Here is a 14855-nt window from a genome sequence, read left to right as displayed (position 1 = left end):
CGGTCCTCTCGGGCGGTGCGGTGCGGCGACAGGGGTCAGGCGAGGTGGAAGTACTGCGGCAGGATCTGCTTCTCGCCGCCGCCGGGGGTGAAGTACTCGCTCATCGCCGCCTCCCAGCGCGGACTGATGGCGGCGCGGGCGATCGCCTCCTGGGCCGCCTCGACGTCCTCGGATTCGAAGTAGCCGATGATCATGCCGTCCTCGGCACGCAGGAACAGAGAGTAGTTCCTCCACCCCGCCTCGGCAAGCGCTTGCCGCATCTCGGCCCAGACGTCCTGATGCGCGCCGACGTACTCGGTGAGCTTCTCGGGGCGCACCTGCAGCACGAAGCAGCAGCGGTGCGGGCTGCGGGCGGGGCTGTCTGCCAGCAGTCGGTCGAGGTCCGGGGTGCTCATGCGTGGCTCCTGGGGGTGGGGGTCGGGTCGGTGTCGGTGGTCTCCAGATGATCGCCGATCAGCGCGAGGTTCTGGATGGCGGCGAGGCCGTACTGGGCGGCGTCGTTGGTGGACACGAACACCGCCTCGTCGACGGGTTCGAGCACGGTGGGCCCGTCGACGCGGGTGCGGTGCCACTCCTGCTCGGCCACCAGGGCATTGACGTTGAGCTGGTCGCCGAGGCCCACGAAGAACGCGTCCCAGGCGCGCCGGGCGAGCGCCGGGTCCTCGTGCTCCGCGGCGGCGACGGCGAGCAGTCGGCTGTAGGCCGGCACCAGGGAGATCCCGGTCAGCGGGGCGCCGAAGCGCTCGGTCTGCTCCTCGGGGGTGGCGAGGTAGTAGCGGCAGTACTCGAGCCAGGCCCGCTCGAAGGCGGGGTCGTCCACGAGGTCCCGCGCTTCGGCCACCACCTCGACGAGGCCGAAGACGGCGGCGAGGTGGGAGACCTGCACCCGATCGCGGGAGTCGTCGAAACGGTGGGTCTGCAGGTCCCAGAGGGCCTCGCCCGTGAAGAACCCCTGGGGCAGGGCGCCGACGCCGGCGAGCGCGCCGCGCACCTTGTGCTCCGCCTCGGCGTCGCCGTGCCGCTCCCAGGCGGTGATCCAGGCGCCGAGCAGGGCGCCGAGGTCGGTGCCGAGCCCGATCGCGAGGGCGCGGGGGTCCGGTGCGTAGACGTCCTCGCGCACCTTGCGCGTCGCGTCGACGGCGAGCAGCGCCTGCTCCGAGGCGGCGATCTCGTCGAGCAGCTCCCCGGTGCGCTCGTCGGCCGTGAGGAAGTGGAAGTGCCGCCGGTAGGCGGCGTTGGAGATCCGCAGCTGCTTGGCGCTGCAGCCGAAGTGCTGGACGTTGTGGCGGGTGCCGAGGCCGGCGAAGCGACCGGCGTGGTAGACGTCGACCTCGCTGGTGTGGCGGGTCATGGCCTCGGCCAGGCGGAAGGCGTCCGCCGAGCCGCTGCGCATCGCGTCCAGCCAGAGCCACAGGTCCGGGGAGAGCTCCGAGTTGTCCCAGGCGTAGCCGCCCACGTCGTAGCGCCAGGTGCTGCGGTCGGCGTCATAGGTGTGCATGACGTCGCCGTAGTCCCAGAACCCGTACCAGCCGCGCTGGTCGACCTGGTCGCGGTAGAACTCCCGCAGCCACACCAGGCGGTCCTCGATCACGGCGCGCTGCGGGGTGGAGCGGTCCACGACGTCCCAGGTGCCCAGCACCCCGGCGGCGCGCAGCCGCTCGGGGGACGCGAGCAGCTGGGGCGGCAGCGCGCAGGTCGTGGCGAGGTCCGCGAGCTCTTCGTGGGTGGGGGTCGCCGCGAAGGCGTCGATCACGAGCTCGTGGGTGCGGGCGATGCCGCGGGCGTCGCCGTACCCGGGTTCGTAGTCCTCGTAGGTGATCTCCAGTGCCTCGAGCTGCGCCGCGTGATCGTCCTGCCCGAGCCCGTCGTGATAGAAGCGCAGGTCCATCGGTGCGGCCGACGGGGCGTGCATCCAGGCGGTCACCGCGCCGAGGCCCGTGGAGGCCCCGCTGACGTCGAGCTGGGTGGGGACGAGCTTCCAGAAGTCGCGCAGCCCGACGCCGATCCCGCCCTGGAGGTCGCCGAGATAGGCGTAGCCGCGGCTGCGGGTGCCGCCGCCGGCGGTGATCCACGGCCGGTCCTCGGCGGTGCGCTTGGCCACCGTGTACCCGTTCGCGCTGAGCTGGCGCAGGGTCCAGGCGTCCCAGGTGGGGATCAGGGGCAGGCGTCGGGAGACGGCCGGGGCCCAGGTCTCCGGAGCCGGGGTGACCCGGCCGGCGATCTGGGCGGCGCGCGCCTCCTCCCCCGGGTCCCGGCGCAGCCCGGTCAGCCCGCGCACGGCCTCGGTGAGGAACCCGCCCGCGGAGCCGGCGAGCCGCACGTGGCGGTCATGGGGAGCCGAGCGGAGCGGGACCTCGAGGCGGAGCCCGAGGGAGGTGAGGAAGAGCGTCTCGGGATCCGCGTCCCAGACCAGCGAGTGCACCGCCCGCAGCCGCGGCGATCCCGCCGTCGCGTACAGCCGCAGCACGAAGGGCAGCACCTCCTCCCCCGCCACCTCGTGCTGCCCCTCGAGGCGCAGCACCACCTGCTGCGGTCCGCGGCGCTCGATCGTCACGGCCGTGGTGCGCACGGCGTGCTCGCGCCGCGGCTCGCCCTCCCCCGGGCTCGCCTGAGAGGAGGCGAGGATCCGCCCGTCCCGGCCCACGACCCGCCCGTCGACCTCGAGGGTGCGCAGCGGGGCGCTGTCGTGCGGGGCGACCACCAGGCGCAGCGTCCCCGTGTCCACGCTGATCCGCCCGCCCGGCCCCTCCTCGACCCGGACCGGGGAGGCACCCTCGCCGACGGCCGGGACCGGCACGAGGAGCGCCGCACCGTCGGGGGCGATCCCCGCGTGCCCGGTCCACTTCACCGAGCCGTCGGGCCAGCGGGCGGTGACCCAGGTGTCCACCGGGAGGGAGCCGCCCGCGTGCTCGAGGGCGAAACCGCCCGGCTCCGGCAGGCTCCCGCGCGGCCACGGGACGCCGAACTGGGTGGGGACCGGGACCGCCCCGCCGCGCTCCTCGAGCAGGTGCAGCGGGGTGGTCTCGGGGAACGACGACGGGCGGTGGGTCATGGGGTCCTCTCGGCGGGGCGGGCGCGGTCCTGGGGGCGGGTGGTCAGCCGCCCTCGTGACCGCGCACGGGCTCCGCCTTCGGTGCGGGGGTGGTGTACCGCAGCGACGGGGCCGCCGGGGTCTCCATGCCCTCCCCGAGGAAGTAGCCCGTGTGGGGAGGCTGGTTGTAGGCCACGTTCTGCCAGGCGATGGAGAGCCGGTACTGGGGATCGGACATCAGCGTGCGCAGCCGGTGCTCGGTGACATCGGTGGTGGTGTAGATCCGCAGCGCGGTCGAGTCCTCGGTGCGGAACACGAGCTCCTCGCGCCAGTCCCCGAGCAGGTCCGCCTGCAGGGCCGGGTTGCCCTTGGTGTCGTTGTTGCTGACGGTGCCCTCCGCGCGGAAGATCTCCACCTGCTGCTGGTTCTCGTACTCCCACTTCGAGACGGTGGGGACCCCGGTGCGGGGGCCGTCGTCGAACTCGTGGTCGACGATCTCGCTGAGCAGGTCGCCGTCCCAGAGGGCGGTGAAGTTCGCCGCGGGGATCTCGGTGGAGATCAGCTCACCGCTCGCGGAGCGCAGGGAGCCGACCGGGGAGTCCCATTCGGCGTCGTAGCCGACGTTCCAGCCCTCGGCGCCCTCGTGGCGGGGGTCGATGTCCGCCATCGCGCCGCGGCCGGTGTCCTTGTTCGCCGGGACGGACCAGAACACCTCACCGGTGGCGGCATCACGGAAGGTCGCCCCGAGATCTCCGGTCGCGCCCATGTCCTCGTGCACGGAGAACACCTCCAGACCCGGTCGGGACGGATCGAAGTCGCTCACATGCTGCGCATCGCCATGACCCAGCCCGGTGGAGTACAGGCCGGTGCCGTCATCGTCGATGGTCGCGGAGCCGTAGACGATCTCGTCCCGCTGGTCGCCGTCGACGTCCGCGACGGAGAGGTTGTGGTTCCCCTGACCGGCGTAGCCCTCGTTGCCCGGCTGGTCCGAATCGAACAGCCAGCGCTCGCTGAGCTGCTCGCCGTCGAAGTCGACGGCCCAGAGGGTCGCTCGGGTGTAATAGCCGCGGGCGAAGACGGCCGACGGGTGCTCCCCGTCGAGGTACGCGGTCGCCGAGAGGAAGCGGTCGACGCGGTTCCCGTAGCCGTCGCCCCAGTCGGAGACCGTGCCCCGCGGGACCCCGTAGTCGATGGTGTCCAGCGCGGCGCCGGTCTCCCCGTCGAAGGCGGTGAGGTACTCGGGTCCCTCCAGGATGTAGCCCTCGGCGTTGCGGTGGTCCGCGTCGGCGTCGCCGATCACGGTGCCGGCCCCGTCGACCGTGCCGTCGGCCGTCTTGACCATCAGCTCGGCCCGGCCGTCCGAGTCGAAGTCGTAGAGCTGCGGCTGGGAGTAGTGGGCGCCGGCGCGGATGTTGACGCCCAGGTCGATGCGCCACAGCTGCGTGCCGTCGAGCTCGTAGGCATCGAGGTAGACGTTCCCGGTGTGGCCGGGGCGGGAGTTGTCCTGCGAGTTCGTCGGGTCCCACTTCACGACCAGCTCGAGCTGCCCATCGCCGTCCAGATCCGCGGTGAGGGTGTCGTTGGCGCGGTACGACTGGGTGCTGCCGTCGACGGCGACGAAGTCCGCCGGCTTCTGGAGCGGGACGTCGAGGAACTGCTCCGCCCACGGGGTGAACTCCTCGCTCGCCCACACCAGGTTCCTGCCCTGGTTCCCACCGGGGCTCGGGGTGCCGCTGGCGTTCCCGCCCTCGATCGCGATGCGGTAGCTGGACTCCGCGGTGCCGTCCGGATCCAGCAGGTTGGTCGAGTCGGTGATCGGTTCGGGGGTGATCCGCTCCCCGTCCCGGAAGACGACGAAGCGGGTGTCCATCGACTCGTCGCCGAGCAGGCGCCAGGAGAGGAGCACGCCGCCCTCCGAGACCGCGGCGACGGGGCTGTGATCGAGGCGTTCGGCGTCGCGCTGCAGGGGTGCGGCGGGCGCGGACTGTGCGGCAGGGCCGGCCTCCCCCGCCGCGACGGCCGCCCCGCCGAGCACGAGCGGGAGGGCGAGCAGGAGCGCCGCCGAGCGGTGCAGGGCTGACGGGAGGGGGCGGCGAGCGGGGTGCGGCGCCGGATCGGGGGTGGTGGTCCTCGGGTGCATCGTTGCTCCGTTCGGGGGATGGGTATCGCGGGGAGTGGTGCTGAGGAACTGCTGGGAGAAGCGCCGGTCAGCCCTTGACGGAGCCGATCATGACGCCCTTGGCGAAGTGCTTCTGGAGGAAGGGGTAGACGAGCATGATCGGGAGGGTCGCGATGACGATCACCGCGAACTTCAGGCCCTCCTTGGGCGGCACGTAGTTGGGGTCGAGGTTGCCGAGCGTGGTCGAGGGATCGCTCGAGATCGTCACCTGGCGCACGAACATCTGCAGGGTCCACTTCGAGCTGTCCGAGATGTACAGCAGAGGGGACATGAAGTCGTTCCACAGGCTCACCGCGTAGAACAGCGAGAACGTGGCGATGACCGGCTTGGACAGCGGGAGCATGATCCGCCAGAAGGTCGTGAACTCGTTGGCGCCGTCGATCTCCGCGGCCTCGCGCAGCTCGTGCGGGAGCTGCTGGAAGAAGGTGCGGATGACGATCAGGTTGAACGGGTTGATCGCCAGCGGCAGGATCAGCGCCCAGTAGGAGTCCAGCAGGCCCAGCTGCTTGACCACCAGGAACATCGGGATCATGCCGCCGGAGAACAGCATCGCGAAGAGCACCAGGCGCATGATCAGACCGCGGCCCACGAGGTTCGGGTCCGAGAGCGGATACGCCATCAGCATCGTCAGCGTGATCTGCACCAGCGCGCCCACACCGGTGACCCCGATGGTCACCGCCAGGGAGCGCAGGAAGGTGTCGGTCGAGAAGATGTAGCGGTAGGTCTCCAGGGTGGGCGAGTCCGGCCACAGGAAGAACGGTCGCGCGGCGATCTCGGACTCGCTCGCGAAGGAGGCGGCGAGGACGTAGAGGAACGGCAGGATCGTGACCGCCGCGAAGGCGAGCAGGAGCGCGATGTTCACGCCGTCGAAGATCCGGTCCCGTCGGGAGTCGTGCTGGATGGACATCGGGGCTCCTAGAACAGTGAGGACTCGGTGAACTTCTTGGCGAGCCAGTTCGCCCCGAGGATCAGCACGAGGCCGACGAGCGACTTGAACAGGCCGATGGCCGTCGAGTAGCTGTAGGCGCCGTTGGTGATGCCCATGAAGTACACGTAGGTGTCGAAGACGTCCGCGACGTCGCGGTTCAGCGAGTTGGTGAGCATGTAGATCTGCTCGAACCCGGTGTCCAGGAAGTTCCCGATGTTCAGGATCAGCATGATGATGACCGTCGGGATGATCGCGGGGATGGTGACGTGGCGCAGCTGCTGGAAGCGGCCGGCGCCGTCGATCATCGCGGCCTCGTAGAGCTGCTTGTCCACGCCCGCGAGCGCCGCGAGATAGATGATCGTGCCCCAGCCGGTGCCCTTCCACAGGGTCTGCGTCATGATCAGCGGCCGGAACCAGTCGGGATCCGCCAGGAAGTTGACCCGACCGCCGAAGAGATCGTTGAAGAGCACCGTGATCGGGCCGATGTCGAGCGCGAACAGCAGGTAGGTCAGGCCCGAGACGATCGCCCAGGACAGGAAGTGCGGGATGTAGATCGCGGTCTGGATGAACTTCTTGAGCATCTGCTTGCGCAGCTCGTTGAGCATCAGCGCCACGATGATCGGCGCCGGGAACGCGATGACGATGTTCAGGAAGGCCAGGATCAGGGTGTTGCTCAGCAGGCGCCCGAAGTCCGGACCGCTGAACAGCCGCTGGAAGTGGTCCCAGCCCACCCAGGGGCTGCCCTGCATCCCCAGGAACGGCAGGTAGTCCTGGAAGGCGATCGTGATGCCGTACATCGGGGCGTACTTGAACACCGCGAAGTACACGATGCCCGGCAGCAGCATCAGGTAGAGCACCGGGGAGCGGCGCAGACGCCGGAGCAGGCTCCGTCGGCGGCGGGGGCCGCTCGCCGCGGGGGCGGGCGGCTCCTCCACCGCCAGCGGGACCGGCGCGGCGGCGCCGGGGCTGTTGGTCATGACCATGGTCCATCCGTCCTCGTGGTGGGGACGGGGGCGCCGCGTGCGGTGCGGCGCCCCCGTCGGCCGATCGTCAGTTCGAGCCCTGGTACAGCTCGTTCATCTCGTCGACCACCTGCTGGCCGCCGCTGCTCGTCCAGCGCTCGAGCTCGGCGGTGAGACCTGCCTCGTCGATCTGGCCGGCCAGGTACTTCAGACGGGCATCGACCACGATCTGGTCGAGGATCGCGCCGTTCTGGAGATAGGACTTCGACATGTACGCAGCGCCGGGGTTGAACACCGCGGACGCCGAGTCCTCCTCGTGGAAGGCCAATCGCTTCTCGTCCAGGGCGGCCTCGGCCTCTCCCTCCGGCTTGGAGGGATAGCCGATGTAGCCGTTGGACTGGCTGCCGATCTGCGCGAAGGCGGAGACGTCGCTCTGCACGAGCGAGGCCTCATCGCTCTCGATCGCGACCGCCTGCCCTCCGTCGACCTCGTAGTTGACGCCCTCGATGCCGTTGTTGAGCAGGCGCTGGCCCTCCTCGGAGGAGAGCTTGTCCAGGGCGGCGAGCACGGTGGCGAGCTGGGCGTCGCCCGGCACCGCGGCCTTCGGGATGGAGAGATAGCCGGAGAAGCCCGGGGTGGGCAGCGCCCACAGGGTCCCGTCGGGGTTCTTGAGGTTCCCGACCATGGTGACCTTGTCGCCGTAGGCCTCGGGGTCCGCGTCCTTGAACAGGCCCATCAGCTGCATGCCGCGCGAGGAGACGTCCGCGATGAGGCCACCCTGCCCGGTGAAGAAGGGCTCGTTCCAGGTGGCGCTGTCCATCGTGGCGAAGTCGGCGTTGACGTGCCCGGCCTCGACCATCTCGCGCATCGTGCGGTTCGCCTCGAGGAACTCCGGGGCGAGGAAGGCCGGGACGAGCTTCCCGCCCTCGTCCTTCCAGACATTCGCGGTGCCGTGCCAGGTCTCCCAGAGGTCGTAGGGGCCGTTGTTCCCGTACCCGCTCCAGGCCGGGATGATCAGGCCCGTGGTGGCCGAGCCGTCCCCGGCGGGGTCGTCCTCGGTGAAGGCGCGGGCGATCTCCATGAGGTCGTCGGTGGTCTCGGGCTCGTCGAGGCCGAGGGTGTCCAGCCAGTCCTTGCGGATGCTGATCGCCGCGCGCATCGCATCGCGCAGGCGGAAGATGCCGTAGGTGCGTCCGTTGATGCTCGCCCCGTGCGCGACCTCCTCGCTCTCGGGCGTGAGGTTCGGGTACTCGGGCAGGATGTCGGTGAGGTCCCAGTAGCCGCCGGCCTCGGCGGTCTGCGCGAACTCGGCGGTCTTCCCGGTCTGCACCATGACGTGGGGGATGCTGTCCGACGCCATGGTCACGGTGACGCGGTCGCCGTAGCTGGAGTTCGGGACCCAGGTGATCTCCAGAGGCATGCCGATGAGCTCCTCGACGGCCTTCTGGAGCGCGCCCTCCGGGTCCGGTGCCGTGTCGGAGAGCAGCGGAGCCATGATCCGCAGCGAGGTGATCTCGGCTCCGGCGTCGCCCGAGCCTCCCCCGGTGCCGCCGCAGGCGGCGAGTCCGAGGGTGGCGGCTCCGGCGGTGGCGCCTCCGAGCAGTGTGCGTCGAGAGAACATCCTTGTTCCTTTCTGTGGCGCCGCCGCGGGGTGCGACGTCGCGAGGGAGGTGGTGCCGCGTCGAGGGGAGCTCGACGCGTAGCGGCTCAGGCGGTGGCTGCTGGGCGCGGCCGGGGCGGGGCGGCGGTGCCCCTCGGCGGTCGGGCCCGGTACCCGTCCGGCGGATCCGCCGGGCGGGAGAGCAGGTCCTCGTTGCGGTCCAGGGACCGGTCCACGAGGTGGTGGATGACCAGCAGCGGCACGCCCGCTCCGAGGAAGGGCGCGAGGCCGGGCACGGCGAGGACGATGCCGGTCCACAGCGCGAGGACCGCCAGCATGAGCAGCGAGGTGGGAGCCTGGGCGAGGCCCAGCACGAGGGACCGGCCGAGCACCCGGGTGGCCGGGAGGCGGTAGCGGCGGTCGAGGTCGGGGATGTGCGCGAGGGCGATGAGCAGCAGACCGGCCGCGAGCCACAGCACGACCTCGAGGCCGACGGGCAGGAGTCCGCTGAGCGCGGCGGCGACCGCGAGCACGAGGAACAGCCCCGGCAGGCCCAGGGTGACCTGGCTGCGGAGGAAGGAGCCTCTCCACACCTGCGCGGCGCGCCGCCAGCGGATCGGCTCGCCCCGCTCGGCGCAGGTGGCGGCGTCGAGCGCGGCCATGGTCGCCGGGGCCCAGCCCAGCACGAGGCCGCCCGCGAGCGTGCCCAGCAGCCAGATGCCCTGGAGCACCAGCGCGCGCAGGACGAGATCCATCCCGCCCGAGAGCGCCTGCGCCGCCCGCCCCATCAGAGCGCCTCCACGAGGAGGTCCGAGTACTCGGCGATCAGCGGCGCCATCTGCCGCAGACCGAGCGCGCCGCCCCGGTGGGCGGGGCCGCCCACGGAGCCGTCGTCGGTCCAGCGCAGGCACGGGATGCCGTCGATCGTGAGGTCGACGGTGCTCCGCTGCCAGGTGAGGACCAGGCGGTAGTCGCGGTCCGCGTCGAGCACCGGGGGCAGGGGGTCGGCGCCCTGGGCCACGAGGTGGAAGCCATGGCTCTTGCGCACGTTGCAGGTGTGCAGGCTGCGCTCGGAGGGCCACCTGCGGCGGTAGTAGGAGAGGTGGTAGGCGTCGATGGCGCCCGAGTGGTACTGCTCGTACTCCCCCGTGCGCGGCGGCAGCTCGGGGTCGTGGATCGAGCCGCCCACCCGGGAGCGGGAGGACCAGAAGACCATCGCGAGGCCGGGCTCGCGCAGCGGGCGGAAGCTCCAGGACACGCGCACATCGCCCTCGTGCTCGACGGGCAGCCAGGCGACGAAGTTCGCGGCCTGCCCCGCGGCAGGATCGACGGCGCTCTCGAGGCGGAGCCGGCCGGTCGGGAAGCTCGCCGCCATGGGCCCCTCGACCCTCCAGCCCTCGAGGTGCTCGGGGGCAGAGAGGGGCGAAGCGTGGATCGTGGTCATCGTGTCTCCGCCTCCTCCGGGGTTCGGCGGGCTCGTCCGTGAGCCCAGCAGCGCGTCGACGAGCGCCATCTTGAATCGTTCCAGTTCTGGCTGTCAACCGCTTTCCTGAAAAAGGTTCCGGGACCCGTCGGGCCTGCAGTCCACCCTCGTCCGAGTGACCGTTCACTCTGCAATGACCTGCGGACTCATGGATGTCGGCGCCGAGCATCGGCGCGCTCCCGGGACCTGCGGACTCGCTCTCCACAGCGCCATCCGGCCCGCCGAGAGGGCGGCCCGGAGGCTGTCACTCGGAACCGTCGGACCGAATGCCGGATGAACGGTCACCCGTTGTGAGATCGTGATCTGCGCACCGTCGCCGTCGGCGCCGAGACCCACCCATCGAGGAGGCCCCATGACGCAGGCCCGCCGGCCCACCATCCGCGATGTCGCCCGTCTCGCCGGGGTCTCGCACCAGACGGTCTCCCGGCACCTGCGCGGCGACGCCGCCGTCTCCCCGATGCTGGCCGCCCACATCGACCAGGCCGTCGCCCAGCTCGACTACCGCCCGAACCTCGTCGCCCGCGCGATGCGCAACCGCTCGACTGGACGGCTCGCCCTCATCGTCCCCGCCGGAGAGGTCCGGCACTCCCTCGAGCTGATCGGCGGCGCGACCGACGCCGCACGGGTCGCCGGGTTCGGCGTGGAGGTGGTGACCCTGCCCCCGGGCGACCGGCTCGACGAGCGCGTGGTGGAGCTGGCCGACTCCGGGCTGTACGAGGCGGTCCTCTCGCTCACCGACCTCCCCGAGACGGAGGGCCGCCGCCTGGGCACCACCCCGATCGTCTCGGCCCCCGTGTACGACCGGAAGCTGCGTGACGTGGGGCCGCTCTCCGAGGCGAACCGGATGGCGGAGCTGGTCACGGGTCTCGTGGACCTCGGTCACCGCTCGCTCCTCCTGCTCGGCGGCGACCATGCCCACCCCTCCTCCCGGCGGCGCCGGGAGTCGTTCCTGCACACCGCCGAACAGCTCGACCTGCCCGCGGCGGAGGTCGTGGACTGCGGCTGGGATCCCGACGCCGCACGGCGCACAGTGCTCGACCTGCCCTCCGACACGGGCCCCACCGCGGTACTCGCCGACGACGACCTGCTCGCCGCCGGGGCGGTCCGCGGCGCCGCCGAGCGCGGCTGGCGGGTCCCCGAGGAGCTCAGCGTGACCGGCTGGAACGACCTGCCGCTCAGCGCCTGGATGGCCCCCTCGCTGACCACGGTGCGCATCGACCACCACCGCCAGGGCGGCGAGCTGCTCGAGGAGCTGCTGCGGGTGATGCGGGGCGACGCACCGACGATGGACCAGCCGTCGATCACGGAGGTCATCTGGCGGGAGTCGGTGGGGCCGGCGCCGGTGCGGTGAGGGCGGGCGCCGGCGCGACGGCAATCGGTTTCCGCCCACCCGGCGACGCCGAGACCGACCCGTGCCAGGAGAACCCGTCCGAGAGTCCGGTGTCGTACAGTTCCCGCATGCCCACGCGCAGCACATCTCCAGGCAAAGCACGGATCGGCGACGTCGCACGCGCAGCCGGAGTCTCCGTGGGCACAGTCTCCAAGGCGCTCAACGGCACCGGATCCCTGAAGCAGGAAACCCGTGACCGCGTGCAGTCCGTCGCCGACCGGCTCGGCTTCGTCGCGGACCCGCGCGGGCGCGGCCTCTCGCAGGGGCGCTCGTACACGGTCGGCTTCCTGACGACCGACAGCTTCGGCCGTTTCTCCATGCCGATCCTGATGGGGGCCGAGGATGCACTGGCCGTGGGCAAGATGGCGGTGATCCTCAGCGACACCCGAGACGACTACGCGCGCGAGCAGCACTTGCTGAGATCGCTGCACGAGCGTCGCGTCGACGGGCTGATCATCACCAACCGCCCTCAGGGGATCAGCGGTCCGCTGACCAGCAGCATTCCCACCGTCTACACCTTCGACACCCCGGATTCTCCCGACGAGCTCGCCGTGGTGAGCGACCGTGCCCACAGCATCACGCTCGCTGTGGAGCACCTCCTCGCCCTCGGCAGAACCCGCCTCCTCCACATCTCCGGGCCGCTCCGTGCGCGCACCGCTCCGGTCAAGGCCGCCGCGGTCAGGGATGCCGCCGGGGACCATCTGGTGCAGCCCTCGATGCACGGCACCTGGAGCGAGGCCTGGGGACGCCGAGCCGTGGACATCGCCATCGCCTCGGGGGTGGACTTCGATGGGATCTGCTGCGATTCGGACCAGATCGCCCGGGGCGCCCTCGAGCGCCTCCGGGCCCACGGCCGGAGCATCCCGGAGGATGTCGCCATCACCGGCTTCGGGAACTGGGACGCCATGGTGGACGCCACAGTTCCGGGTCTGACCAGCATCGATCAGGACCTCACCGAGATCGGCCGTCTCGCAGGAACCCTGCTCCTCGACGTGCTCGAGGGGCGAGAGGTCGCTGATCGCCAGATCGTCGTCCCGTCCCAGATCGTCGTGCGCGGCTCCACGATCTGACTTCGCGAGGCATATTTTTTCCTTTCGATTGACAGAGCTACGCACAGGTCAGGTGGCCTATTGAACGCGCCTGACGAGATTCAGGCAAACGGTTGCCCTTGACGGTGCCCTGCTCCCATGGTTTGCTTCACCGCACATCGCCAGCGGCTGAGCGCACGACCTCGCCGCCACGAACAGTCGAAGGTGACTGACGACCCGATGTTGAAACGTCCCAATCATCGATCGAGTGGAGCGCCCTCCATGACTTCAGCCATCGACGGAAGAGTTCCTCCGTCACCCGGAGCGTCCGGTGAGACCTCCTCGCCCGACGACTCCCCCTCCCCACCTCCGCCCCGCCCCCCGCTCTCCTGGCGTACGCGTCTGCGGCGCGATAGGGCGCTGCTTCTCTTCGCACTTCCCGGCATGCTGCTGTTCATCGTGTTCCACTACGTGGCGCTGCTGGGCAACGTGATCGCCTTTCAGGACTACCAGCCCTTCCTCGGCATCCGGGATTCGATCTGGGTGGGGCTCGAGAACTTCTCGGTCCTCGTCAACGGCGACTCCGCGTTCCTCATCGCGTTGAAGAACACGCTGGTGCTCACCCTGATCCAGACCGTCCTGGTGTTCCCCGCCCCGATCATCCTCGCGCTCTCGCTCAACAGCCTGCTGTCCGAGAGGCTCAAGCGAGTGATCCAGTCCGTGCTCTACCTGCCCCATTTCCTCTCCTGGGTCGTGGTGGTCGCCCTGTTCCAGAGCATGCTCGGCGGCGCAGGACTCCTCAACAACTTCCTCCGTGCGAACGGATGGGAGACCCTCGACATCCTCGGGAATCCCGACATCTTCTTCGGGCTGATCACGGCGCAGGTGATCTGGAAGGACACCGGCTGGTCGACCATCATCTTCCTGGCGGCGCTCTCCCAGATCGACTCCACCCTGTACGAGGCATCATCCGTGGACGGCGCAGGCCGCTGGCGCCAGATGTGGCACGTGACGCTCCCGGGCATCAAGGGGATCGTGATCCTGCTGCTCATCCTGAAGCTGGGCGATTCCCTGTCCGTGGGATTCGAGCAGATCATCCTCCAGCAGCCGGCCGTGGGCATCGCCCACTCGGAGGTCCTCGAAACCTACGTCTACAACAACGGGATCGTGGGTGGCAGCTGGGGAGTCTCGACAGCAGTCGGCCTGGTCAAGGGCCTGGTGGGCGTGATCCTCGTACTCGCAGCCAACAAGCTCGCCCACATCTTCGGGGAGAACGGGGTGTACAAGGGATGACCGCCATAACGCATGAACAGTCCACGGCCCGACCACGTCGGAGACGGCGGCGCACCGCCAACGGCATGGAGGCCCCGAGCCTTCCCCTGCGGATCCTCAAGGGCATCGCCTTCACGATCTGCTGCTCGCTGGTGATCGTTCCATTCGTCGGCATCTTCTCCACCAGCGTGTCGAGCCCCGAGCATGTCACGCGCAACGGCGGGTTCGTCCTCCTCCCCGACTCGCTCCACTGGGAGGCCTACTCCTCCATCCTCGGAGGAGGCGTGGTCACCCAGGCCCTCGCGGTCTCCGCCTTCGTCACCATCGTCGGCACCCTCAGCTCGCTCGCGGTGACGAGCCTCCTGGGGTACGCGCTCTCCCGGCCCGGCCTCTTCGCCGGCAGGACGATGCTGATGCTGGTCCTGTTCGGGCTGCTCTTCTCCCCCGGGCTCATCCCCTCGTATCTGGTGGTGCGCGGGGTGGGGCTGATCGATTCGCTGGCGGCACTCATCATCCCGACGATGATCAGCGCCTTCAACGTGATCGTCATGCGTGCATTCTTCGGGGGAATTCCGGCGGAGCTCATCGAGTCCGCGAAGATCGACGGGGCCAGCGAGCTCCAGGTGTTTGGACGCATCGTCCTGCCGCTCTCCAAAGCGGTGCTGGCCGTCATCGGGTTGTTCTATGCGGTGGGCTACTGGAACTCGTTCTTCAACGCCATGATCTACCTCAACGATTCGGCCAGATGGCCTCTGCAGCTCGTTCTGCGGACCTATGTCATCAACAATGCGCAGCTCGATCAGGGCGATCTCTCGACGCTGGAGTCGCTGCCGCCCCAACCCTCCATCCAGATGGCGATCCTCGTCATCTCCCTGGTGCCGATCCTCGTCATCTACCCCTTCCTGCAGAAGCACTTCGCCAAGGGCGTCCTCACCGGCGCCGTCAAGGGCTGACCCCGTTCCACGACCTCGATCACAGGAGA

General features: G+C 70.0%; 12 protein-coding genes. 4 read left to right on the top strand and 8 right to left on the bottom strand.

From position 1 onward, the window contains the following. Positions 1 to 35: 35 nt before the first annotated feature. From CFK41_RS01470 to CFK41_RS01435, 8 genes are all read right to left on the bottom strand, one after another. The gene (locus CFK41_RS01470) at positions 36 to 395 is read right to left on the bottom strand and encodes an L-rhamnose mutarotase (protein WP_096798074.1); all 360 of its coding nucleotides are present in this window, start codon (positions 393 to 395) and stop codon (positions 36 to 38) included. Next, on the bottom strand, positions 392 to 3052 hold the full coding sequence (locus CFK41_RS01465; RefSeq protein WP_227873161.1) for an exo-rhamnogalacturonan lyase family protein: 2661 nt from the start codon (positions 3050 to 3052) through the stop codon (positions 392 to 394). The genes CFK41_RS01470 and CFK41_RS01465 overlap by 4 nt, the downstream gene beginning before the upstream one ends. Positions 3053 to 3095: 43 nt before the next feature. Continuing rightward, complete coding sequence (locus CFK41_RS01460; protein WP_096798073.1) at positions 3096 to 5171, bottom strand: rhamnogalacturonan lyase; 2076 nt, start codon at positions 5169 to 5171, stop codon at positions 3096 to 3098. Positions 5172 to 5238: 67 nt separating this feature from the next. Beyond that, positions 5239 to 6117: a carbohydrate ABC transporter permease gene (locus tag CFK41_RS01455; RefSeq protein ID WP_096798072.1), complete on the bottom strand. Its 879-nt coding sequence runs from the start codon at positions 6115 to 6117 to the stop codon at positions 5239 to 5241. A gap of 8 nt (positions 6118 to 6125) precedes the next feature. Continuing rightward, positions 6126 to 7115, bottom strand: a complete 990-nt coding sequence (locus CFK41_RS01450) for an ABC transporter permease (protein WP_096800880.1) — start codon at positions 7113 to 7115, stop codon at positions 6126 to 6128. Between the two features lie 73 nt (positions 7116 to 7188). After that, entirely contained in the window at positions 7189 to 8721 is a 1533-nt protein-coding gene (locus tag CFK41_RS01445) for a type 2 periplasmic-binding domain-containing protein (protein ID WP_096798071.1), read from the bottom strand. Positions 8722 to 8807: 86 nt separating this feature from the next. Beyond that, positions 8808 to 9488, bottom strand: a complete 681-nt coding sequence (locus CFK41_RS01440) for a DUF624 domain-containing protein (protein WP_096798070.1) — start codon at positions 9486 to 9488, stop codon at positions 8808 to 8810. After that, positions 9488 to 10144, bottom strand: coding sequence for a DUF1961 family protein (locus CFK41_RS01435; RefSeq protein WP_096800879.1), 657 nt, complete (start codon positions 10142 to 10144; stop codon positions 9488 to 9490). Before CFK41_RS01435 ends, CFK41_RS01440 begins: the two co-directional genes overlap by 1 nt. A gap of 391 nt (positions 10145 to 10535) precedes the next feature. Between CFK41_RS01435 and CFK41_RS01430 the strand changes: the two genes are divergently transcribed. From CFK41_RS01430 to CFK41_RS01415, 4 genes are all read left to right on the top strand, one after another. Continuing rightward, positions 10536 to 11534, top strand: a complete 999-nt coding sequence (locus CFK41_RS01430; RefSeq protein WP_096798069.1) for a LacI family DNA-binding transcriptional regulator — start codon at positions 10536 to 10538, stop codon at positions 11532 to 11534. Between the two features lie 107 nt (positions 11535 to 11641). After that, entirely contained in the window at positions 11642 to 12643 is a 1002-nt protein-coding gene (locus tag CFK41_RS01425; protein ID WP_096798068.1) for a LacI family DNA-binding transcriptional regulator, read from the top strand. A 240-nt stretch (positions 12644 to 12883) separates the two neighbouring features. Then, a complete protein-coding gene (locus tag CFK41_RS01420) occupies positions 12884 to 13894 on the top strand; it encodes an ABC transporter permease (RefSeq protein ID WP_407641132.1) in 1011 nt (336 codons plus the stop codon). A gap of 65 nt (positions 13895 to 13959) precedes the next feature. Then, positions 13960 to 14826: a carbohydrate ABC transporter permease gene (locus CFK41_RS01415; protein ID WP_096798066.1), complete on the top strand. Its 867-nt coding sequence runs from the start codon at positions 13960 to 13962 to the stop codon at positions 14824 to 14826. Positions 14827 to 14855: the final 29 nt, after the last annotated feature.

This window comes from Brachybacterium ginsengisoli (assembly GCF_002407065.1).
Lineage (GTDB): Bacteria > Actinomycetota > Actinomycetes > Actinomycetales > Dermabacteraceae > Brachybacterium > Brachybacterium ginsengisoli.
The sequence above is the reverse complement of the archived record's forward strand: the minus strand, read 5'-3'. Positions and strand labels throughout refer to the sequence as shown.

What these genes read in the sequence shown, in the direction of transcription:
- CFK41_RS01445 (WP_096798071.1), bottom strand. Translation starts at nt 8,721, where the DNA reads ATGTTCTCTCGACGCACACTGCTCGGAGGCGCCACCGCCGGAGCCGCC.
- CFK41_RS01455 (WP_096798072.1), bottom strand. Translation starts at nt 6,117, where the DNA reads ATGTCCATCCAGCACGACTCCCGACGGGACCGGATCTTCGACGGCGTG.
- CFK41_RS01420 (WP_407641132.1), top strand. Translation starts at nt 12,884, where the DNA reads ATGACTTCAGCCATCGACGGAAGAGTTCCTCCGTCACCCGGAGCGTCC.
- CFK41_RS01415 (WP_096798066.1), top strand. Translation starts at nt 13,960, where the DNA reads ATGGAGGCCCCGAGCCTTCCCCTGCGGATCCTCAAGGGCATCGCCTTC.
- CFK41_RS01430 (WP_096798069.1), top strand. Translation starts at nt 10,536, where the DNA reads ATGACGCAGGCCCGCCGGCCCACCATCCGCGATGTCGCCCGTCTCGCC.
- CFK41_RS01435 (WP_096800879.1), bottom strand. Translation starts at nt 10,144, where the DNA reads ATGACCACGATCCACGCTTCGCCCCTCTCTGCCCCCGAGCACCTCGAG.
- CFK41_RS01440 (WP_096798070.1), bottom strand. Translation starts at nt 9,488, where the DNA reads ATGGGGCGGGCGGCGCAGGCGCTCTCGGGCGGGATGGATCTCGTCCTG.
- CFK41_RS01425 (WP_096798068.1), top strand. Translation starts at nt 11,642, where the DNA reads ATGCCCACGCGCAGCACATCTCCAGGCAAAGCACGGATCGGCGACGTC.
- CFK41_RS01450 (WP_096800880.1), bottom strand. Translation starts at nt 7,115, where the DNA reads ATGACCAACAGCCCCGGCGCCGCCGCGCCGGTCCCGCTGGCGGTGGAG.
- CFK41_RS01465 (WP_227873161.1), bottom strand. Translation starts at nt 3,052, where the DNA reads ATGACCCACCGCCCGTCGTCGTTCCCCGAGACCACCCCGCTGCACCTG.
- CFK41_RS01460 (WP_096798073.1), bottom strand. Translation starts at nt 5,171, where the DNA reads ATGCACCCGAGGACCACCACCCCCGATCCGGCGCCGCACCCCGCTCGC.
- CFK41_RS01470 (WP_096798074.1), bottom strand. Translation starts at nt 395, where the DNA reads ATGAGCACCCCGGACCTCGACCGACTGCTGGCAGACAGCCCCGCCCGC.